Source organism: Thermodesulfobacteriota bacterium (assembly GCA_040755095.1).
GTDB lineage: Bacteria > Desulfobacterota > Desulfobulbia > Desulfobulbales > JBFMBH01 > JBFMBH01.
The window spans coordinates 1-22,445 of record JBFMBH010000001.1 but is presented as its reverse complement, the minus strand read 5'-3'; the positions used below and the strand labels follow the sequence as shown (position 1 = coordinate 22,445).

The following is a 22,445-nucleotide window of genomic DNA, read 5'->3' as shown; positions in this document are numbered from 1 at the left end:
TCACAGTCGCCACTCCCCTTTGGCATGGGAGCTCAGGATGACGGCGCCGGTGTCGACGGCCACCGACACGGTGCGGCTGATGTGCCCGCCCACATCCTCGGCGCGGGGCCCCATGCCGAAGCCCCACAGGATCTTCTTCACCGCCAGGATGTTGCGCTTGCCGATATTGAAGGTGTTGTTGGGGTCGAGCACGTTGGCCCCGCCGGCCAGCTTCACAATCAGGCCCGCCGGCAGGCCGGCGGCGCCAACGCCCCGCATCGCCTGCACGAGGGCCGGAATGCCGGTGTCGGCGAAGTAGCCGGGTCGATCCTGGACCCGCTCCGGGCTGATGTCGGAACTGGGCAGGGCCACGTGCACCATGCCGACGCTGCGGGTGCGGGGGTCCAGCAGCACCACCGCCACGCAGGAGCCCAGGGCAAAGGTCTTGAGCACCGTGCCCGGGGTGCGGGAAGCGGCCAGCTCGCCGACCCCGATGACGATGGTGTCAGCCACCGGCCGCTCCTGGGGGGATGAGGCCCAGACGGGCCAGCTCGTCCCGGAGCCGCTTGCGGTCGATGGGCTTCACCAGATAGCCCTCGCAGTGGCCCTGCATGAAGGCCTGCATGATGTTCTTGGCGTCGTCCAGGGCCGTGGTCATGACCACCTTGACCAGGGCCCGGCCGCCGATCCCCCGCTGGGCCTCCAGACGCCGGATCTCCCGCAGCGCCTCCTGGCCGTCCAGGCCGGGCATCATGATGTCCAGACAGACCAGGTCGTAGGGCTCCCCCCGGTCCAGGGCGGCCGCAAAGGCGGCTACGGCCTCGCGGCCGTCCACGGCGCTGTGGCAGACACCGAAAGGGGCCAGCATCTCCTGGAGCACGGCACGGCTGACGAAGTCATCTTCGGCGATCAGGATCCGCATGGGTCAGCTCCTCGCATGAGAGGGGTTGGCAAGCGCCCGTTGCCTGGTCCATTCGGTCAGGTACTGGTCCAGCCGCTGCAGCTCCCGGTCGAGCCGGGACAGGACTGCCGGCGCCTCGGCCAGGCTTCCTGCACGGCCCAGCATCTCCAGCTGCCGGGCCAGCTCATGGGCCGCCGGGGCGCCAAAGTTGCCGATCATGCCCTTCAGGGTGTGGGCCTCCCGGGCCAGGGTGGCAGCATCACCCGCCCCGATGGCGGCGGCAATGGCAGCCAGGCGCTGCGGGCTTTCGGCTTGAACATGGGCCACCAGGCGGCCCAGGATCTCCACGTTGCCGTTCAAGGTGGCGGTCAGGACGGTCAGATCCGCGGGAGGCGATGCCCCGGCCCCCGCCGGAGGCTGGCTCCCGGTGCCGGTTGCCGGCAGCGGTCCCGGCCCGCGGCTCAGGTAGCGGTCGAGAATGGCCTGGAAGGCCTCCAGGCTCACGGGCTTGGTCAGGTAGTCGTCCATGCCGGCATCAAGGCACCGTTGTTGGTCCTCGGCCATGGCGGCAGCGGTCATGGCGACGATCGGCACGTGGCGGCTGGTGGCGCGCTCCAGCTGGCGGATGGCGGCGGTGGCCGCCAGGCCATCCATCTCCGGCATCTGCACATCCATGAGCACCAGATCGAAATCCTCCTGCTGCCACGCGGCCAGCGCCTCGCGGCCGGTGGCGGCGGTGGTGACCGACAGGCCACGCCGGGCCAGGAGGTCGCAGGCCAGCTCCCGGTTCACCAGGTTGTCCTCGGCCAGGAGAACCCGGCCCTGCAAAAGGGGCAGCTGGGCTGGGGCTGGCCCCTCCTCCCTGGGCGCGAGATCGTGCCGGGTCACCAGGCCGGCCTCGCCCCGGTCGGCCAGGCAGCGGTCGATGGCTGCGGCCAGCTCCCGGTCCCGGATCGGCTTGGTGAGGTAGCCACTGGCGCCGGCCGCGCGGCAGCGGGCGGCGTCGCCCCGGAAGCCGGCCGAGGTCATGAGGATGATCCGGGTGGCGGCCAAGGCATGGTCGCCCGTGACCGCCGCGGTGACCGCAAAGCCATCCAGGTCCTTGAGCCCCAGATCCACCAGGGCGACGGCAAAGGGCCTCTCGGCGGTGGCCGAGTGCAGCCGCGCCAAGAGCTCCTCGCCGGAGCCCGCCACCCCCACGTCCATGCCCCAGGCGGCCAGGGTTTCGGCCAGGATCTGCCGGCTGGTCCGGTTGTCGGCTGCGACCAGCACCTTGACCCCAGCCAGGGCCGGAGGCTCCACCCCGGTCTGGGTGAGCGCGGGTGGGGCCGGCGACACCAGCCGGTCCGGCAGCCGGAGCGGCAGCTCGAAAAGGAAGGTGGAGCCCTGGCCGACCTGGGAATGGACACCGATGTCGCCACCCATCATGGCCACCAGCTTCCGGGAGATGGCCAGGCCCAGGCCGGTGCCTCCGAACTGGCGGGTAAACGACCCGTCCACCTGGGAGAAGGGCTTGAACAGCCGATCGAGCTTGTCGGCCGGGATGCCGATGCCGGTGTCCCGGACCTGGAAGGAGAGCCGCGGCACCGGGGCCGTGGCCGGTCCCTGATCCGGCAGCACCTCCAGGGTCACCTCGCCGGCGGCCGTGAACTTGATGGCATTGCCGATGAGGTTGACCAGGATCTGGCGCAGCCGGGTGGGGTCGCCCACCACCTGAGCCGGCACCCCGGGCGCCAGGCGGCGGTTGAGCTCCAGGCCCTTGTCGTGGGCCGCCAGGGCCTGGGCCGTTACCACCTCGTCCACCAGGGCCGGCAGGTCGAAGGGGATGGCCTCGACCTCCAGGCGGCCGGCCTCGATCTTGGACAGGTCGAGGATGTCGTTGATCACCCCCAGCAGGCTGTAGGCAGAGGTCTTGGCCATGGTCAGGTAGCGGCGCTGCAGCTTGTCCAGCTGGGTGTCCAGGACCAGCTCGGTCATGCCCAGGACGCCGTTCAAGGGGGTGCGGATCTCGTGGCTCATGTTGGCGAGAAACTCGTCCTTGGCCCGGCTGGCGGCCTCGGCCCGCTCCTTGGCCCGGAGCAGCTCCCGGTCCGCCCGCTGCCGCTGCACGGCCAGGGCGTAGAGGGCGGCCAGCCCGGACACGACCTTGAGGTCCTGGGTGGTGTATTCCCGCTCGGCATTGGCCAGGGCGATCTGGCCCACCAGGGTGCGGCCGATCATGGCGGGCACCGACAGGAAGCGCTGGATCGGCAGGTGGCCCTCCGGCACCCCCCGGGAGCGGGGATCGACAGCCACCTCGTTGGTGAGGACCGAGGTTCTGTTCTGGAGCACCCAGCCCCACAGCCCTCCCCACTGGTGGAACACCACCGGCTGGCCCTCCCGGTAGTCCCCTGGCACCTGACACCGGTCCCACACCTCCCGGGACAGCATGGTGGAGACCAGATTGCCGGTGGCCGGATCGATGTGGCCCACATAGCCAATGGCGCTCCCGGTCAGGGACTGGGCCTTGGCCAGGGTGAGGCTGGCCACGTCATCCAGGCTGTCCGAGGCCAGGAGGCTTCTGGCCAGGGCCACCAGGGCGGCATTCACCGCCGCCTCCCGCTGCAGGCCCTCCTCGGCCAGCTTGCGCTCGGTGATGTTCTCGAACAGACCCACATAATGGCTGGTCCGGCCCTGGTCATCCCGGATCGGCGAGGCGTTGGCCGCGATCCACAGGAGGTCGCCGTCCGGCCGGCGGTGCAGGACCGCCCCCTGCCAGGTCCGGCCGCTGGCGAGGGCGGCCACCAGCTGCTGGCGCTCATCCGTTCCCAGGCCCGTTGCCGGCAGGTCCTGGACGAGTCTTCCGGTCAGGGAGTCTTCAGGCAGGCCGGCGAGGAGGTAGAAGCAGTGGTTGGCGTACTGGATGACACCCTGCCGGTCGGTGATCAGGGCGGCCGCCGGGCTCTGGTCCAGGGCGCGGGAGACAGTGGCAAGCCGCCCCTGGGCCAGGACCAGGTCGGTGATGTCGTGGCCGGTCTCGATGAAGCGGTCGATCTCCCCTTCAGGGTTGCGCAGGGGCCAGGCCGTGACCTGGACGATCCGCTCGTTGCCGGCGGCATCGAGATGGACGTGGGTGGTGAAGGCCGGCTCGCCGGAAGCTGCCACCAGCCGCACCGGGCAGGGATGCTCCCCGGCGTCGCAAGGGCTGTCCCGGTGGTGCGAGACCTGGTGGCAGGTGAGGCGGTCAGCCACCGGATCCAGGGAGGCGGCCGCCAGCCGGGCGGCGCGGTTGGCCATCAGGATGCGATACTGGCGGTCGATGACCGTGATGCTGTCGCCGATGGTGTCGATCACCGTCTGCAGAAAGTCCTGGGTCTCTTGCAGCTCCCGGATGTGCTGCTCGTGGATGGCCTCCCGTTGGGCGGCCTCCGCCACCAGGGCCTGGCGGGACTCCCGCAGGCTTTCTTCCGTCCGCCGCAGGTGGCGGGAGAAGAGGAAGATCAGGAAGGCGAGGCCTGCCGCGCCGGCCAAAGCGAGGAGCAGTGCCAGGCGCTGGAAATGCCGGTTGATCGCCGTCAGATCGGTGAGCGCCGCCAGCCGGGCCGAGCTGGGCAGGACCATGGGGGGCAGCGGCTGGACGCTGGCCGCAAACAGGCGGGCGCCGGCGGTGCGGCGCTGGTAGCCGGCGCCCGGCTCCGGCCGGGCGGCGAGGAGCCCCAGGATGGGAGCCGGCAGGTCGGCGCTCTCGGAGCCCAGCAGGAGCGAGCCGGGCAGCCGCTCCCAGTCCCCGGCCCGGGGGGCCAGCCGCTGCCGGGCCGCCCCTGGCAGGCCGGCCAGTTCTGCCTTGTCCAGCACCAGATAGACCCGGGTGCTGGCGAGGAAATGGACATAGGCGCCAAGATGCTCCAGGAGCGCGGCCAAGCCGAGGCCCAGCTCGACAAAGTCCAGCAGCTCGCCGTTGTGGAGCCAGGGCCGGACGAGGCACAGGGTGACGTCTCCGTCCTGGTCCAGCTCCAGGCCCAGGCTGTGGCCAGCGGCCTGGCGGGCCGCTGCCAGGGTCGGCCGGGCGGCGGCGTCCCCGAAGAGATCCGGTCGCTGGACCCGCAGAAAGGCTCGGCCCTCGGGATCGTGGAAGACCAGGTGGGCAATCCCCTTGGCCCGGGCCAGCTCGCGGTACAGGTCTTCGACCAGGGCCAGGAGCTGGCCCCGATCCCGGCTCAGGAAGGCCTGGCGTACCGGCCCGTTGGCCATGATGGCAGCGGCAAGGGCGTCCAGCAGCTGCTCCTCCTCGGCCACCGTCTGGGCGAAGTCGTGGGTGACCAGATGGAGGCTCAGGTCGCTCGCCCGATCGAGCTCCCGGTTCCAGAGCCAGACGGCCACCAGGACCGACAGGAAAACGATGCCGGCGAAGACAGCCACCAGCGGCACCAGAAGGCGGGGGCGCAGGTTGATCTCGGCCATGGCTTAGGCCCCGGGCGCCCTCCGGTCCACCAGGCCGCGGCGGGCGCCCGAAAGCTCCATGAGCGCCCCCACCTCCAGAATCAGGCAGACTTCGCCGTTGCCCAGGATGGTGCAGCCGGAGATGCCGGTCAGGCTGCCCATGTGGCTGATGTAGCCGGACAGGCCCTTGATCACCGTCTGCTGCTGGCCCAGGATCTCATCCACGAACAGGCAGATGGTCGCGGCCTGGGCCTCCAGGACGATGAGAATCCCTTCGTCCAGGCGCGGGCTGTCCGGGGTGACCCCATAGAGGTCGTGCAGGCGCAGCACCGGGATGAGATGCTCCCGGACCATCACCAGCTCCTGGCCGTCCGGGGAGACGGTGATGGCCTGGGCCGCCGGCCGGAAGGACTCCCGGATGGCCAGGATGGGCAGGATGTAGGTGGCCGCGCCCACCCGCAGCAGCATGCCGTCGATGATGGCCATGGTGAGCGGGATGCGCAGGACGATCCGGGTGCCCTGGCCGGGCTGGGAGGTGACGTCGATCTTGCCGTTGATCTTGGTCAGATTCTGCTTGACCACGTCCATGCCCACCCCGCGACCGGAGACATCGGTGACCTGGTCCGCCGTGGAGAAGCCGGGCAGAAAGATGAGGCCTGCCACCTCCCGGTCGGAGAGCTCGGCGCCGTCGCCGGCCAGGAGGCCCCGGGCCGCGGCCTTGGCCAGGATCTTCTTCCGGTCCAGGCCCCGGCCGTCGTCGGCGATGGTGATCCAGACCTCCCCCTCCTCGTGGCTGGCGGACAGGGTCACCCGGCCGGTGGCCGGCTTGCCTTTGGCCTGCCGCTCCTCTGGCGGCTCCAGGCCGTGGTCCAGGGAGTTGCGGATGAGGTGCACCAGGGGATCGGTGATGGTCTCGATCACCGTCTTGTCCAGCTCGGTCTCGACCCCCACCAGCTCCAGATCCACCTTCTTGCCGCATTTGCCGGACAGATCGTGAACCAGGCGGGTCATGCGGCGGAAGAGGCCGGCCACCGGGATCATCCGGATGGTCATGGCCACCTCCTGGAGCTCTTTGACGATCTTGCTCATCTGCTGGGCCGCCTTGTTGAAGCGGTCCAGCTCCAGGCCGGCGAGATCCGGGGAGTGGAGGATCATGTTCTCGGCGATCACCAGCTCGCCGATGAGGTTGATGAGGCTGTCCAGCTTGTCCAGATCCACCCGGATGTCCTGGCGCCGGATGGCGGCCGCCAGGGGCGCCTCGGTGCGGGGCGGACCGGCCGCCGGCGCCACGGCCTGCTCCGCCAGGGCCTCGGAGACCTGCTCCGGGGTGGCGGCGCCCATCTCCACCAGGATCTCGCCGATGGGGGCTTTCTGGCGGGCCAGGGCCAGATCCACATCGGAGGCCGTCACCACCCCCCGTTCCACCAGGATCGCGCCCAGGGGCTTCTTGCCGGAGGACAGCCGCAGCCCGGCGGGCAGCAGATCGTCCAGCAGCTCCAGGTAGAGATCCACCCCAATGATCTCGCCCGCGCCGTCGGTGGCAATGGCGGCTACCGCCCCTTTCCATACGTCCAGGAGGTTCAAGAGGGTGGCAGCGATCGGGGCCTGGTTGGCCAGCTGGCCCTGGCGGGCAAGATCGAGGATGGTCTCGGCCCGGTGGCTGAGCCTTTCCAGATCGCCGTAGCCCATGAAGCCGCAGTTGCCCTTGAAGGAGTGGAGGCGGCGGAAGAGCTCATGGACCAGCTCGACCCTGGCCGGCGATTTGCTCCAGTCCAGGAGCAGACCTTCCACCTCCTGGAGGATCTCGTCTGCCTCCTGGACGAAGCGCTGCCGCATCTCCGGGGTGATGGTCAGAATCAGCTCCGGAGGGGTCTCCTCCTCCGGGGCGGCCGGCTCCGGCTCCGGGCCTGGGGCCGGGGGGGGCGGGGTGGCCCGGGGCGGTGGCGCCGGTGCGGCAAGGGCAGTGGCGTTGTGGAGATCCGCCGCCACCGCCGCCGCCTCCGGGGCACTGGCCTCGTCACTGAGCTCGGCGGCCACCTGGTCCAGGGCGGAGCGGATGAAGTCGCAGGTGCGGCACAGAAGATCGATGTGGCCCGGCGCCAGGAGGAGCTGGCCGGTGCGGACCAGATCCAACAGGCTCTCGGCCGCATGGGCGGTGGAGGCAAGCCGGGTCAGGTTGAGAAAGCCGGCCCCTCCCTTGATGGAATGGAACAGGCGGAAGATGGCGTTGAGGACATCCAGCTGTTCCGGAGGGATGGCCTCGGGCCTTACGGCCACCTCCCGCAGGGCCAGGATGTCCGGCTCCAGCTGGTCCAAGAGATCCCGGCATTCGAGGACGAACTCGGCATAGATCTCCAGCATTTCGCTTGTGGGGGGCAGGGTCATATCCGTTTCCTGGTTGGGTCGTGGTCCCGGCCGGCGGCCGCCGGCCGGGGTGAGTCGGCGACCAGGCGCAGGACCTGGGCGGCGATGTCGGCCAGGGGCACCAGCCGCTCGGCGCCGCCCAGCTCGAACGCCTCCCTGGGCATGCCGAAGACCACCGAGGAGGCCTCGTCCTGGGCGATGTTCCGGGCCCCGGCCTGGCGCATCGCCAGCATGCCGGCGGCGCCGTCCCGGCCCATGCCGGTGAGCATGACGCCCACGGCATTGGCACCCACCTGCTGCGCCACCGAGTGCATGAGCACATCCACCGAGGGGCAATGGCCGCACACCTTCTCCCCCCGCCGGCATTCCACCTGGTAGACGCCGCCGGAGCGCACCACGCTCATCTGGAAGTCGCCGGGGGCGATGAGCACCCGGCCCGGCCTCACCCGGTCGCCGGTTTGTGCCTCCTTGACCTCCATGGCGCACAGGGAGCTCAACCGGTCAGCAAACATGGTGGTGAAGCCGGCGGGCATGTGCTGGACAACGACCACACCGGGACAAGCCACGGGCAGGGCGGCGACCACCTGGCGGATCGCCTCGGTGCCGCCGGTGGAGGCGCCGATGGCGATGACCTTGTCCGTGGATTCTGCCAGGGCCCCCGGGGCGGGCAGGGCGGCGGCGGCGAGCCCGGTCCGCCGGCCCTTCCAGTGGCTGACGTTGGCGGTGGAAGCGATCTTGATCTTGGTGCGCAGCTCCAGGAGCATGGCGGCCAGCCCCCGGGCCACGTCCGTGGAGGGCTTGGTGACGAAATCCACCGCCCCGGCCTCCAGGGCCTCGAGGGTGATCCTCTTGCCCCGGGCGGTGAGCGCCGACACCATGACCACCGGCAAGGGGTGCTGGGGCATGAGCCGGCGCAGGAACTCCACCCCGTCCATCCTGGGCATCTCCACGTCCAGGGTCAGAACATCGGGAGAGAGCTCGACGATCTTGTCCCGGGCCACGTACGGATCCGGGGCCGCACCCACCACCTCGAGGCCCGGATCCTGGGCCAGGCCCTGGCTGAGGATGCTGCGGACCAGGGAGGAGTCGTCCACCACCAGGACCCGGATGCGGCGCTTCGGCGTCAGGGCCATGGCTAGAGCCGCTGATAGACCGCCGGCATGAGGTAGCGGAACAGGCCCTGCTCCCGGCCCAGTGATTCGGAGTGGCCGATGAAGAGCAGGCCTCCCGGCTCCAGAGCGCTCTGGAAGCGGCTTACCAGGGCATCCCTGGTCGGGCGGTCGAAGTAGATCATGACGTTGCGGCAGAAGATGACCTGGAAAGGCTTCTTGAACGGAAAGGTATGGCTCATGAGATTGAAGCGCCGGAAGGTGACCTCCTGCCGCAGGCGGCCCGCCACCTGCCAGCGGCCGTCGGCCAGGCGCTGGAAGTAGCGCTTGCGGTAGGAATCCGGCAGGTCGGCGAGGGAATCTTCAGCATACACGCCCTGCCGGGCCACAGCCAACACCCGCTCCGAGATGTCCGTGGCCAGAACCCCGGCCTGCCATTGGGGGTAGGCGACGCCCAGGGCCTCCATGAGCAGGATGGCCAGGAGGTACGCCTCCTCGCCCGAGGAGCAGCCGGCGCTCCACAGCCGCAGATCCCGGCTGCCGGCTGCCTCCTCCTGGCGGATGATCCCCGGCAGCACCGTCCGGGCCAGCAGGTCGAAGTGGGCTCTTTCCCGGTTGAAGAAGGTGTAGTTGGTGGAGATGCGGTTGATCAGCTGATCCAGGGCCCGGCCCGAGGCATCGCTCACCAGATGGTCATAGAAGGCCCGGAAGCTGGGAAAGCCCTGCTCCCGGAGAAACTTCTGGAGCCTGCCCACCACCAGGGCCCGCTTCTGCTCGGTGAGGTTGATGCCGAAGCGCTCGCGGACCAGGCTGCGGATGAGGCCAAGCTCCTGGTCGCTGATCGCCATGAGGCCCGCGGGCAGCAGGCCGCCGTGAATCCCCATGCGCCCTCCCCGAGCGGCAGCGTCGAGATGGTGGCACCGGCCAACAGCGCCGGCAGCTGGAGCCGAGTCGTACCGTCATTACACAACGGCGCTCTTTCCGGTGTCAAGATGAGGGTGGCCCGGCGGGGTGCCAAACAAACAGGCAGCCCCGGGACGATCCGGGGCTGCCTGTGGGTGGCGCTCCTGCCGGTGCGGCAGGGGTCTCAGGCGGCAGCTCGCCTCCGGAGGCAGGCCAGGCCAGGGAGGACCGCGCCGAGCAGCCAGACCGTGGCCGGTACCGGCACCGGATCCACGGCGACAAAGGAGATGCCGTGCACCGTGGGCTGCAGGGTGCACCCCCAGCCGTCGCTCAGCAGCAGCCCGGCCAGATGGACCTCGCCGAATCCTGGGGTAAGGCCAAGAAAGCGCAGGCTCGCCAGGGTGAAGGCGCCCGGCTGGCCCAGATCCAGCTCGGCCGGTGAGAGCAGGGACAGGCTCTCCGCCAGCACGCTGCCCGGCAGGCTGGCGTCCACCAGCTGGAGGCTTTCGCCCAGGCCCGGATCGCCCAGGGCGCTGCCGAAGACGACGCTGTCGAAGGCCAGAAGGGCCGGATCATAGACCAGACGGAAGCTGAAGGCGCCCAGGGAGGGCGGCAGGCCGGTGCCCAGGCCGGCGATGTGGACGCTGAAGTCCACCGGGCCACCGACCACGGTCTCACTCAGCACCGGATCCAGGCTGAGGGTGCTGGCGCCGGCTGCGCCGGTGGCCAGGAGTGCTATCCCCAATACGATGATTGCAAGGAATCTTTTCATCATCAGGCACCCCGTTAGCGCATTTTGACCGGCATGGCCGGCGCCGCGCACCGCTGGCCGCGCGGTCGGGTGAATCGGGCCACCAGGTACCGGGCATCGACGATATCGAGGCTGCCGTCGTCGTTGAGGTCGTACTCGATCCGGGCGTGGGCCGGCAGGCTGCTGCGCATGGCCTGCATGAGAGCGATGAGGTCGTCCCGGTCCACACAGCCGTTGCTGTTGATGTCCGCCGTCCGCCGGACCACATAGGGCCGCATCATCTCGTTGTCCTCGTGATCGACGATGTGGCAATGCCAGACAAAAAGGCCGGAGACATCGAACCTGGCCTTGATCCGGGTCACCTCGCCGGGATAGGCCACCACCGTGTCCTTGAAGCCTTCTTCGTGGGGCAATGCCGGCACCGGGGCGCTCATGGGATCCGCCATCGCCATCGGCATCATGGTGGCCGGGTCCACGGCCAGGGCCTGACGCTCGATGGTCTCGAAGCGCACCAGGTGCAGGTGGATGGGATGGGCGTCCATGGTGAGGTTATAGAGCTCCCAGACCTCGGTGTCCCCCAGGCGCGGCGCCTCGGTGACCGCGTCCATCCACATCATCGGCATGGCCATGCCGCCCGCCATGACCGTCCCCAGGGTGGCCTCCCGGGGTCCGAAGGGGAACGCGCCGGCGGAAAAGCAGGGGGGAATGTCCCCGGGCACGGCGGTGATGGCCCCGGTGGCCGGGTCCACGGTCACGCAGACCTGCGCGGAATCCATTTCGTTGAGGGACAGCTGCCGGGTGGTCGCCGCCAGTCCCAGAGGGGGCTCCGCCGGCAGAAGCAGGTCCTCCGGAGCGGTGGTGGTGGCGTCTCCAGGCTGCAGCAGGCTGTTGCGCACCACAAACTCCATGACCTGGCCGGTGGTGGCCGGGTCGGCCACCGGATCGGCCGGGAAGCCGCCGAACGGCGCATCCGGCCCGGTGTTGATCATCCGCACCCGGGTGCCGTCCGGCAGGGCCGAGAAATCGACGATCACGTCGGCCCGTTCGGCGGGGGCCATCAGGAGGGCCTGGTCAGCCGAGGGAACCGGCACCACCGTGCCGCCGGGTGTGCCGTCATAGACGGTGCTGGTGCCGGTCTGGATCCGCACCACGGCGGGGAGAAACCCCTGCTCGGCGCCGATCTGGAAGAAGGGCAGCTCGCCGCCCTCCGGGGTTTGCAGGATGAGCGCCAGGTTGAGAAAGCGCGCGGTGCAGCCGTTGAGCAGCCGGAAGCGGTATCTGGCCGGCGCCACCTCCAGGGCCGGCCAGGTGGTGCCGTTCACCACCATGGTGTTGAAGAAGACCTCCGGGTTCCAGATCGGGGAGACGTCCGAGGCCGGGTCCGGGATGAAGGGGATGTTGAGGGAAGCCGGATCCAGGCCTTCAAAGAAGGCGCGGTTGTCGGGATAGAACAGCGAGCCGTCGGCGTTGAAGGCCCGGTCCTGGATGGCGATGGGGATCTCGCGGATGGTGGCCCGGTGCGCGCCGTCGAAGTTGGGGTCTCCTGCGCCGTTGACCGGCGCCGGTCCCGGCAGCACCGCCGGCAGGCCGCTGGCTGCGTCGAGGACGAAGGCATCCCCGTAGAGGCCGCCGCGGATGAGCCAGAAGCCGGCAGGGCCGGCCACGACGTTCAGCCGGGTCATGCCCAGGGCATGGTCGTGGTACCAGATGGTGGTGGCGGGCTGATCGTTGGGGTAGCCGAAATAGGCGGATCCGGGCACCGCGTTGGTGCGGTCGTACTGGTCAAAAAAGCCCCCTTGGGTGGCATAGCCGGCCGGGATGTTGTTCGCTGCCGGCAGCCACCAGGCCTCGGGATAGCCGTCGCTTTCCGGTCCGACGTGGGCGCCGTGCACATGGGTAACGATGGGCACCGGCCCGGTGTAGGGTGCGCTGCTCTGGCCCCGGCAGTCGGTGCGGGGGGTGCCGTCGATGCAGTCCTGGGGCGGGTTGGCCCAGTGCAGGGTCTGGTCCACGGGCAGGAGATGGGGCAGGTAGCCGCCGTTGGCGTCCACCAGGCCATTGATCCAGCGCACGGTGGTCGGCACACCTGAGGTGGCCTCCACGGTGAAGGCCGGGTAGTTGAAGGTGGTGCCGGGAACCGGTGCCACGGCCGGTGGGGTGTCTTCCGCCCGGCCATAGCTCCACACGGTGGTGGGGGCAAAGGTGTCGCCGCGGCCGTTGACCGTGTTCCAGATGCCGCCGGGCAGGATCTGCTGCTGGAACTGCCGGACCGCAATGTTGTAGTCGGCGGCCGGGGCGCCCGGCTGGACGCTGCTCGGCGGCAGCTCCGGCGGGATGACGAGCGGGATCACGTACTTGGGGATGGATTGGGGGTCAAGGCTTCCCCCGGGCAACGGCGCCGCCTGGCCCGGCGCCGCGCTGGCGGCCGCCAGACTGACGGCCAGCAACATCTGCCAATAGCCACGTCTTGTTCTCATAACCGTCTTGCCTCCCCGATTCAGGTTGAGTGTGGGTTGCTGTGCTGCCCGGCGGCTCGTCTCCAACGCCGTGAACCGCCGTCGATCCTGCCAGAGCCTCGAAGCAAGATCGGTGCCTGGCAGGGCGATGAGCCCGGGCGGCAAAAAAAGAGGCAGCAGGGTAGATGGGTGGAGCGCAGCGCAACCCATCTCGCCCCGGCCGGGTGCTGGGTTGCGGCTGTCGCCTCCACCCATCCCACGCATCGACGCATCCGATTGAGCGGCGTGACGGCCGAAAAACCGCCATGGTGGCCGTTGGCTCTTGAGAACGAGTTGCCGGGCCCGGGCCTGGCCCGGACCGGCCCGGCAGGGCAGCAGGGTAGCATTTGGGGGGGCGTGAGCGTTCCTGTGGGGCAGGACGGACGTCCAACCTGGCAGGACGGTGGGACCAAGGAAGAGCGGGCAGGGGTGGCTGCCAGGGGTGACCCTGGCCGGCGCGATCAGAAGAAGCGGTCGATGAGCTCGGCGAGGCGGGGGAAGTTGATGGGCTTTACCATGTAGGCGTCGCACAGCTGGCTTTGGAACATGTCGAGGACGATGTCGCTGTCGCTGACCGCCGTGGTCATGACGATGCGGCAGGGGGCGGCAGCCACCAGCTCGGTCTCCAGGCGGCGCATCTCCTTGGCTACTTCCCGGCCGTCCAGACCCGGCATCATGATGTCCAGGCAGACCAAGTCGTAGGGCCTCTTTTCGGTGTGGGCGGCCTTGAAGGCCAGGATGGCCTCGTAGCCGTCCACCGCCACGTGGCTCACCCCGTAGCGGCCCAGGAACTCCTGGAGCAGATACCGGCTGACGAACTCGTCCTCCACCACCAGCATGCGCAACGGCCGGACGCCAGGGGCCGCCGGCACCACCGGTGCAGGCGCCGCCGAGACGGCCGGGGCCGGGGCTGCGGCCGGCAAAGAAGGCGGTGCCGGCTTGGAGGGCGGGGCGGCGGCGGCCGGCTGGCGCCAGGCAATGAGGGCCTCCCGCAGGCGTGCGCCCTCGGCCGCGGTGGCAGGGCTGGGCTTTGCGCCCTCGTCGATCAGGCGCAGGATCTGGTCCCGGCTGGCGAGCAGGAGATCGAGCAGCGGGGGGGAAAAGGGGCAGGTGCCCTGGCGCACTGCGTCGATGGCCGATTCCACGTCGTGGGTGAAGGCGGCTACCCCGTCGAAGCCGAACATGGCCCCCGACCCCTTGATGGTGTGGAAGGCCCGGAACAGCCGGTTGAGCTGCTCCGGCACCGGAGACGCCTCCCGCAGCTCCATGAGGGTCTCCTCGATGTCGTCCAGAAGCTCGCTGGCCTCTTCGCGGAAGATCTCGGCGTCCATGGGTATCCTCGGCTCAACTGCGCTTGGCGATGCCGTACTTCTTCATCTTGTATTGGAGCAGGCTCTTGGCGATACCCAGCTCGTGGGCGGCATGGGCCTGCACCTGACCGGCGTTGGCCAGGGCCCGCCGGATGAGGTGCTCCTCCACGGTGGCCAGGACGTCCGGCAGCGGGACATGGCTGGGCAGGAGCCGGTCCAGGTCGGGGCCAGCCGACCAGTCCGAGCGGGGCGGCGCCTCGCCGCCCGCCGGCTGCAGGTCCTCCTTCTGGATGGTGCTGCCGGAGGCCAGGATGACCGCCCGCTCCACCGTGTTCTCCAGCTCCCGGACATTGCCCTCCCAGGGCAGGCTCATCAGGTAGCGCAACGCCTCCGGCGCCACCGTAAGCCCCGGCCGGCCCATGATCCTGGTGTGCTTGGCCAGAAGATGGGCCACCAGCAAAGGGATGTCGTCGGCCCGCTCCCGCAGCGGCGGCAGCTGGATGTGCACCACATTGAGGCGGTAGTAGAGATCCTCCCGGAAGCTGCCCCGTCCCACTTCGTCCTTGAGGTCCTTGTTGGTGGCCGCCACCACCCGCACGTCCACGGTCAGGCTCCTCGTGCCCCCCACCCGCTCGAAGGAGCGCTCCTGGAGCGCCCGCAAGAGCTTGGTCTGCAGGGCCGCCGACATATCGCCCACCTCGTCCAGGAACAGGGTGCCGGAGTCCGCCAGCTCGAAGCGGCCCTTGCGCAAGGCCACGGCGCCGGTGAAGGCCCCCTTTTCGTGGCCGAACAGCTCGGACTCCAGGAGGGAGTCGGCCAGGGCGGCGCAGTTGACCGAGACAAAGGGGGCGTCCTTGCGGTTGCTGTGGAAATGGATGGCCCGGGCCACCAGCTCCTTGCCGGTGCCGGATTCGCCGGTGATGAGCACGGTGGCCGGGGTGGGCGCCACCTTCTCGATCAGGTGATAGACCGCCAGCATGGCCGGGGTCTTGCCCACCAGGTTGGCGAAGCCGTACCGATCCCGCAGCTCGGCCAAGAGCCGCCGGTTCTCCCGCACCAGGCCGAACAGCTCGATGGCCTTCCGGACGTTGACCACCAGCTCGTCGTTCTTGAAGGGCTTGACCAGGTAGTGGTAGGCGCCGGCGCGCATGGCCTCCACGGCCTTGTCCACCTCGCCGAAGGCCGTCATGATCATCACCGGCAGATCCCGGTCCATGGACTTGATGGCCTTCATGAGGTCGATGCCGTCCATGCCCGGCATGCGCATGTCGGTGACCACCATGTCCAGGTCCGCCTCCCGGGCCACCCCCAGGGCTGCCTCACCGCTGGCCGCGGTCAGGACCTCGAAGCCCTCGTCCCGCAGCAGCTCGGCCAGGATCAGCCGGTAGTTGGGCTCGTCGTCGACGATGAGAACCGTGTGCATGGGCCAAGAGCTTCGTGGGGGTAAGCCCCTGCCGTTGGGGCCAGGATGGCGCCTGCGCCGAGGGAGGACAGGGACGTCGGACTGAACGGGTCGGGGGTGCCCGCAAAGGTTAGCCGGACCGACGGCGCCGCGTCAAGCGTTCCCGGATCGGACCCATGACCGCCTCGGGCACCAGGGTCTTGCCGCCCACCCGCCCCATGGCGGCCTGGGGCCGCGCCGCCCCGTGGAAGTCCGAGCCACCGGTCACCACCAGGCGGCAGCTGGTGGCAAGACGCACCAGGCGCCCGGCCATGGCCGGATCGTGATCCGGATAGTACGCCTCCAGGCCATCGAGACCGGCGGCCGCCAGCTTGCCCACGAAGCGCTCCAGGCGCCGGAAGGAGGCCAGGCCGATTGAGCCCGGGTGGGCCAGGACCGCGATGCCGCCAGCCGCCTGGAGAAAGGCGATCGCCTCGGCGGCCGGGAAGCGGAAGCGGCTGGCGTAGGCCGGCCGGCCCCGGCCCAGCAGGCGGTGGAAGGCCTCCTGCGCGGACCGGACATGGCCTTTGGCCTGGAGCAGGCGGGCGAAGTGCGGCCGGCCGATCTGGCCGCCGGCCGCCTCTGCCTGCAGCTCTTCCAGGCGAATGCCGATGCCCAGGCCCGCCAGCCGCTCGATGATGGCCAGGTTGCGCTGCTGCCGGCCCTCCTGCAGCTGGGCCAGCCGGGCCTGAAGACCCGGGTCCTCCGGGCGAAAGCCATAGCCCAGCAGGTGGAAGGGGACGCCATCCTGGCTGCTGCCGATCTCCACCCCGGAGAGCACCTCCACACCCAGCAGCTGGCCGGCGGCCAAAGCTGCCGCCACCCCGGCCACCGAGTCGTGGTCGGTGACACTGGCCGCAGCAAGCCCTTCCTCCCGGGCCAGGGCGACCAGGGCCGCCGGGGTGAGGGTGCCGTCCGAGCACGTGGAATGGAGATGGAGATCGACGCCGGGCATGGGGCATAAGTAGCCGGACAGCGGCTGGCTGTCAAACCCAATCCCGGGCAGGGACACCTCAAGGTCTGTGCCGTTCAGCGGTGTCCTTTCGACGGGCCGGAAAAGGCCGCGGCTGGGGCGGATATGTTTTTTGCGGGGGGGCCTGGACAGGCGGCGGGCGGGTTCCTTGCCGGGGCAGCGTGGCGGCGGGGGGAGCGCGCTGGAATTGACCAGTTGGGCCCTCCCGGTGGCGAACGCGGCAGGAGTGCGGAGAATGGTGTCGGTGATGGCCCCCGGTCTTCAGGGCGCAACGTCAGGCAGAAAGGACACCGCCAGCCGGCAGTCGTCCTGCCATTCGATCGCCGCCTGCAAGGTCTTTTCCGCCTGGCAGGCGCCGTCCTGGGTGGTGGCGGTCAGGACCAGGTCATGGACGCCTTCCCCAATCCGGCCGTCCCAGGCGGCCTGCACCTCCGGCCCCGTGCCCGCAGCCACCGTCTGCCCGTTGACCACCAGGCTCCAGGAGACCGGCTGGTCGGCCGGGGCAAGGATGGTGGCGGCGAGGTGAACGCGCTGGCCGGCCAGGGGCAGGGGGTTGAACCGGGCTGGCTCGCCGTGGAAATCCTCGATGGCCAAGGCGCCACAGGGATCGGCCACGATGCGGTAGATGGTGCTGCCGATGGTCAGGGCATAGATCGCCCCATCCGGCCCGTCCGCAAGCGCAGTGACCTTTTCCCCGGTGGCCAGGGTGGCGATCTCGCCGGCTGGCGACAGGGTATAGACGGTAAGGCCATCGGAGACATAGACCATGTGCTCCGGGTCCACGGCGATGGCGTTGGGGGCCTCGAAGGCGGCGGTGAGGAGGCTCATCTGACCGCCGGGGGTGATCGTGTAGACATTGCCCGCCACCGCATCCGTGAAGTAGAGGACGTCGTTGGCGTCAATATCCAGATGGAACCCGTCCCCCTGGTTGGACGTGCCGCCGGCAAAAATGGTCACCCGGCTGTAGGGGTCGATCTTGAAGATGGCGCCGCGATAGATGTCGGCCAAAAAGAGGTTGCCTTGCGTATCTGCCACCAGATCCCGGTTCAGGACGAACGTCCTGGCCAGGAGGGCCAGATCGGCATTGGTGCCGCCAAAGGGGATGCTGTAGAGGTAGTCGCTGTAGCCCGCGCCCTCGGCAAAGAAGAGCAGCTCGCCGGTCATCTCCTTGAAGGCCACCGAGATCGGGTTGTCGATGCAGGGCTCGGCAAAGACCCCCGGCGTGCCGTCGTCCTCGATCATGCCGATGTAGCTGTCGCAGGGCACCCGGGACGCGGCCCCCACCGAGTAGACCAGCCGGCCGGCGGGACTGAACGTCAGGTCCGCGATCCAGAGCCACGGCGGCGCCTGGGCCACCACCTCCAGCGCATACCCCGGCGCCACCAGCAGCTCCGCCCGCAGCCCGGGTGGACAGACCGCAAGGCTGCACACTGTTGACAGGACCACCAGGCCAGTCCGCATGAAACGAGTCATCGCCGTTCTTCCTTGTGATGCCGCTTGAGAGTTGCCATGCGCCGGCCGCACCCGAATGGATGCAACGCCGGAAGTCCGCTCTGGTGGCCGATGGAGAGGTCCCATAAGTCCCGTGCGCCCAGGAGAGCTATGGGAGCTATGAGAATCATAGGATTCGTGGGTTGCCATGCGCCGGGCGCACCCGAATGGGTACAACGCCGGAAGTTGGCCATGGTGGCCTCCCATAAGTCCTATAGGTCCTATACGTCCCATGGGTCCATGGGTCCATGGAAGTCATAGGACCTGTGCCCCGCCCCTGTTGCGGTCCCGCCGGTAGGCGGTCGCCGGCCGGCTACCGGCTACCGGTGGATGACGATGCTGCCGCCGCCCAGCGCGGTCGTGGCCTCGGCATCGTCGGCCTCGCCGGGCTGGTTGTCGTAGATGACCGTGCCGGTGGCCTTGTCCCAGATCTTCATCCGGAAGGTATCCACCCCGCCGCCGCCAGCGAGCTGGCCGTCGGTGGCGGTCAAGAGGAAGCCGAAGCCGCCGGCGCTGTTGATGGCGCCGTCTCCCTTGTATTTCGCCTTGGCACCGGCCACCACCAGCCAGTCGTAGCTGGTGCTGTGGAAGTTGAGCCCCGCCACCCTGAACTGGAATTCCGTCTGGCCTGTGGGCACTGTGGCGCCCCGGTGGTATCTGGCCGTGAAGCCGAAGCTGGCCTTGCCGGTCAGGGTCGGGTCCAGGGCATAGGCGCCGGCCGGCGAGGCGATCCAGCCGCCGCCGGTGACAAAGCCGGCCTCCGGGTCGTAGACCACCACGTACTGGAAGACGGCCTGGGCGGTGGCGCCGTCATCGTCGGTCAGGGTCAGGGCCAGGGTGTAGACCCCGGCCGCGGCATAGCTGTGGCAGCCGGCCACGGTGTCGGCGCCATCGCTCGTGCTGAAGAGGCCGTCCGTAACGGTGCCATCGTCCCAGTCCCAGACCGCGGCCGGCAGGTCCTCTTCACCCGGGTCATGGAAGACGGCGCTGGCGCAGACCTGGGTCTGGACCGCCACCGGATCCAGGATGGCCGTGATCGGCTCCAGGGCCGGCGGCCGGTTGGCGACGGCGATGGTCGTGGTGTCCGGCGGGCTGTCCAGAAGGCCGTCGCTGACGATCAGCTGGACGATGTAGACCCCCTCAAGGTCCGGGGTGAAGCTCGGCTGGGCGGCGGCCGGATCAGCAAGGGCCGCCACGCTGTTGGCCGGCCGGCTGGTGATGCTCCAGCGGTACGACAGGGGATCGCCATTGGCGTCCTGGCTGGCGGTGCCGTCCAGGGGCACCGTCTCGCCGGCCATCACCGTCCGGTCGGGTCCAGCCTCGGCCTGGGGCCGGATGTTCACCACATCCAGGACCACCGTATCCGGCTCGCTGGGCTCGTAGCCGTCGTGGACGATGAGCTGCAGGATGTACTGGCCGGGCTGATCGACGAAGAGGGTTGGCTGGGCCGCGGCCGGGTCGGAGAGGAGCGCGGTGCTGTCCGCCGGTTGATGGAGGATGCTCCAGGAGCAGGTGAGGGCATCGCCGTCCGCATCGCGGCTGGCCGTGCCGTCCAGGACCGCGAGGTCGCTTCCGATCTCCTGATCCGGACCGGCATGGGCCACCGGCGGCACATTGCCCACGGTCAGCAGCACGGTATCCGGCTCGCTGGCGTCGATCCCATCCTGGACCGTGAGCCCGATGCGGTACTCGCCGTGGCGATCGATGATGAGAGACGGCATGGCTGCCGTGGGATCCGCAAGGGTGCTGAGACTTCCGGCCGGCGCCTCGAGGATCGTCCACTGATAGCTGAGGCCGTCGCCGTCCACGTCGCTGCTGGCCGAGCCGTCGAGAATGACGGTGTCGCCGATGAAGACCGGCTGGTCTGGCCCGGCATGAGCCACCGGCCGGACGTTGCCCACCGTGAGGAGCACCGTATCCGGCGCGCTCTCTTCGTGGCCGTCCCCCACCACCAGCTGGAGGAGGTAGGCGCCGTGGCGGTCGATGGCCAGGGTCGGCATCGCAGCCGTGGGGTCGGACAGCTGGCTTAAGCTGTCCAGGGGCGCGGCCAGGATGCGCCAGAGATAGCCCAGGGCCTCGCCGTCCGCGTCGGTGCTGGCCGAGCCGTCCAGGAAGGCCAGATCACCGATGAAGACATGCTGATCCGGGCCGGCATGGGCCACCGGCCGGCGGTTGATGTGGAAGGGGGCAAAGGCCAGGGTCACCCAGTTGCCGTCGAGCAAGGCCTGCAGCACGAAGTCGTACTCGCCGCTGGCCAGTCCTGCGGTGGCAAAGGTCTCGGTCAGGGTCTGGGACTGGCCGGCGGCCAGATCCAGGACCGCCGTTCGGGTGCCGATTCTGGTCTGGCCGTCGATGGCGGCCAGGAACTGCCGGAGGGCCAGGCCGCTCACGGGCAGACTGCCGGTGTTGGTGATGGTGACCACGCTTTCCTGGGCAGCCCCGGGTGCCAAGAGGGGATGGAGCACCGCGGCCTGGGCCGCCAGGGACTGGGTCGGGGGGATTCGCACCTCGTACTGGGCCTGGTCACTGGCCAGAATCGTCTGCGCAGCCCCGGCCACCACCTCGGCCAAGACGAGGTAGGAGCCGCCTGCCATGGCCTGGCCGGAACAGAGCGAGGTGCTGGTGATCATGGCCCCCGGCACCAGCTGGCCCAGATCGCGGCTGTCGGCAAAGACCTGCTGGCTGCTCTGGTCCTCGATCCGGAGCCGCAGGCTGGCTGCATCGATCACCCGGTTGGTGGTCAGGTTCTGGACCAGGCTCTCCAGTCGCACGGTGTCGTTGGCCCCGTAGACGGTCCGGTCCGTCGCAATCCGCAGGGACACCTGGGGCTCGTCCGCCTGGGCATGGCTGATGGCAAAGGCGGCGACGGCCTCGTGGATGTCCTGGCCCTGGCCATCGACGAGCCGGCCCCGCACCCGGTAGCTGCCGGCCAGAAGGTCGGCGGTCTCCCAGGCGGCGGAAAGGAGCGCGGCAGCGCCCGGGGCCAGCGCCCCGGTGGCCTGGCCGGGGAAGGTGGCCAGGACCGTGCCGCCAGCGTCCTCGATGGTCAGTTCGGCGGCAAAGGTGGCGGCCAGGGCACTGGTGCTGGTGACCTGGGCGAAAAGCTGCACCGGCGACCGGGGGCCGTACTGGGCCGCATCGGTGGCGACGGTGATCGCCCCCCGGCCGCCACCGGGTGCCGTGGCCTGGGTCAGGTTGTTGCACTCGGTGTGCTCGGTCAGCCGGTCGTCCGCATCCACCACAGCGGAAAGGAGATCCCCGGTGGCGATGGCCCCGGCGGTCGGCAGTTGGGCCGTGACCGTGGCCCCCGGGGCCACTGGTCCGATGACGGTGGTGCCCAGGAGGATGCCGCCGGCATAGGGATCGCCGTTGTAGACCGCCACCAGGATCTGGTCCGGGGACGGGATGTTGCCGCCATTGCCGATCCGGCAGCTCAGGGTGAACGGCGTACCGAGGCCGTTATCCGTGATTGCGAGATCGCTTGCGGTCAGATCCGGATACACGGCCGGTGCCGGCACCGAGATCTGGTTGTTGTCCTCCCGGCATTCGTCCACCAGGCCGTCCGGGTCCACCACGGCATGGATGGCAGCGCCGCCGGTGATGCCGGCCATTTCTGGCAGAAGGACATCCAGGAAGCTGTCCGCCGCCAGGGCCGGCACTGACACCGTGGCGAGCAGGATGCCGCCAACAGCCGGATCGCCTTCGTACACCGCTACCGTGCTCGTCGATGCCGTGGCTGCGCCGGCATTGCCCACCCGCACCGACAGGCTCAGGGATGACTGGTGGTCGACCAGCTCCGGGCGGGCCAGGGTCAGGTCCACGCCCGGCGTGGCATCGGCGGCGCAAGCGCCGGAGGAGCGGGCGTTGTTGCCCTCGTCCGTCTCGGCAACGGCCCCCAGGCTGTCCACCCAGACCAGGATCGGCGCATCCCGGTAGGGCAGGCTGCCGGTGACCGGGATGTTGACCAGCATCTCGGCGCCGGGCAACAGCGCCATGACGGTGCTGGCCCGGCCCAGGAGGAGATCAACGGCCGGGTCATAGAGGCCGTTGCGATTGCTGTCCGAGAAGGCCGCAGCATCCACAAAGGGCTGGGCCGCGCCCTCGCCCTGGTTGGTGACGAAGACCGCCAGCGTGCCGCTCAGGCTCAGGGTGTGCGGATCCTGGGCCACCCCGCTCATCTCCAGGCCGGCGATGGCCAGATCCGGCAAGGGGCCGGCGCTACCCGCCGGCGCCAGCGCCACCTGGCCGACCTCGGTCAGGGTGTTGGCCGCCAGGGTGAGGCTGTAGGCCTTCGTTTCGTAGCCCGGCA

General features: G+C 69.5%; 13 protein-coding genes. All 13 read right to left on the bottom strand.

What is annotated here, in order from left to right:
- Complete coding sequence (locus AB1634_00065) at positions 1 to 492, bottom strand: chemotaxis protein CheD (GenBank protein MEW6217911.1); 492 nt, start codon at positions 490 to 492, stop codon at positions 1 to 3.
- Positions 485 to 901 carry a response regulator gene (locus tag AB1634_00060; GenBank protein ID MEW6217910.1) on the bottom strand — a complete coding sequence of 139 codons (417 nt, stop codon included), beginning with the start codon at positions 899 to 901 and terminating at the stop codon, positions 485 to 487. Before AB1634_00060 ends, AB1634_00065 begins: the two co-directional genes overlap by 8 nt.
- A gap of 3 nt (positions 902 to 904) precedes the next feature.
- Positions 905 to 5,320, bottom strand: coding sequence for a response regulator (locus AB1634_00055; GenBank protein MEW6217909.1), 4,416 nt, complete (start codon positions 5,318 to 5,320; stop codon positions 905 to 907).
- Positions 5,321 to 5,323: 3 nt separating this feature from the next.
- The gene (locus AB1634_00050) at positions 5,324 to 7,684 is read right to left on the bottom strand and encodes a chemotaxis protein CheA (protein ID MEW6217908.1); all 2,361 of its coding nucleotides are present in this window, start codon (positions 7,682 to 7,684) and stop codon (positions 5,324 to 5,326) included.
- Complete coding sequence (locus tag AB1634_00045) at positions 7,681 to 8,796, bottom strand: chemotaxis response regulator protein-glutamate methylesterase (protein MEW6217907.1); 1,116 nt, start codon at positions 8,794 to 8,796, stop codon at positions 7,681 to 7,683. The genes AB1634_00050 and AB1634_00045 overlap by 4 nt, the downstream gene beginning before the upstream one ends.
- 2 nt (positions 8,797 to 8,798) lie before the next feature.
- The gene (locus tag AB1634_00040; GenBank protein ID MEW6217906.1) at positions 8,799 to 9,656 is read right to left on the bottom strand and encodes a protein-glutamate O-methyltransferase CheR; all 858 of its coding nucleotides are present in this window, start codon (positions 9,654 to 9,656) and stop codon (positions 8,799 to 8,801) included.
- Between the two features lie 203 nt (positions 9,657 to 9,859).
- A complete protein-coding gene (locus AB1634_00035; protein ID MEW6217905.1) occupies positions 9,860 to 10,450 on the bottom strand; it encodes a cohesin domain-containing protein in 591 nt (196 codons plus the stop codon).
- An 11-nt stretch (positions 10,451 to 10,461) separates the two neighbouring features.
- Complete coding sequence (locus AB1634_00030; protein ID MEW6217904.1) at positions 10,462 to 12,903, bottom strand: multicopper oxidase domain-containing protein; 2,442 nt, start codon at positions 12,901 to 12,903, stop codon at positions 10,462 to 10,464.
- Between the two features lie 479 nt (positions 12,904 to 13,382).
- On the bottom strand, positions 13,383 to 14,252 hold the full coding sequence (locus tag AB1634_00025; GenBank protein MEW6217903.1) for an Hpt domain-containing protein: 870 nt from the start codon (positions 14,250 to 14,252) through the stop codon (positions 13,383 to 13,385).
- 13 nt (positions 14,253 to 14,265) lie between these two features.
- The gene (locus AB1634_00020; protein ID MEW6217902.1) at positions 14,266 to 15,654 is read right to left on the bottom strand and encodes a sigma-54 dependent transcriptional regulator; all 1,389 of its coding nucleotides are present in this window, start codon (positions 15,652 to 15,654) and stop codon (positions 14,266 to 14,268) included.
- A gap of 109 nt (positions 15,655 to 15,763) precedes the next feature.
- Positions 15,764 to 16,627: a PHP domain-containing protein gene (locus tag AB1634_00015; GenBank protein ID MEW6217901.1), complete on the bottom strand. Its 864-nt coding sequence runs from the start codon at positions 16,625 to 16,627 to the stop codon at positions 15,764 to 15,766.
- A 279-nt stretch (positions 16,628 to 16,906) separates the two neighbouring features.
- Complete coding sequence (locus AB1634_00010; protein MEW6217900.1) at positions 16,907 to 18,118, bottom strand: hypothetical protein; 1,212 nt, start codon at positions 18,116 to 18,118, stop codon at positions 16,907 to 16,909.
- 338 nt (positions 18,119 to 18,456) lie between these two features.
- On the bottom strand, positions 18,457 to 22,445 hold a 3,989-nt coding region (locus tag AB1634_00005; GenBank protein ID MEW6217899.1), incomplete at its 5' end, for a PKD domain-containing protein.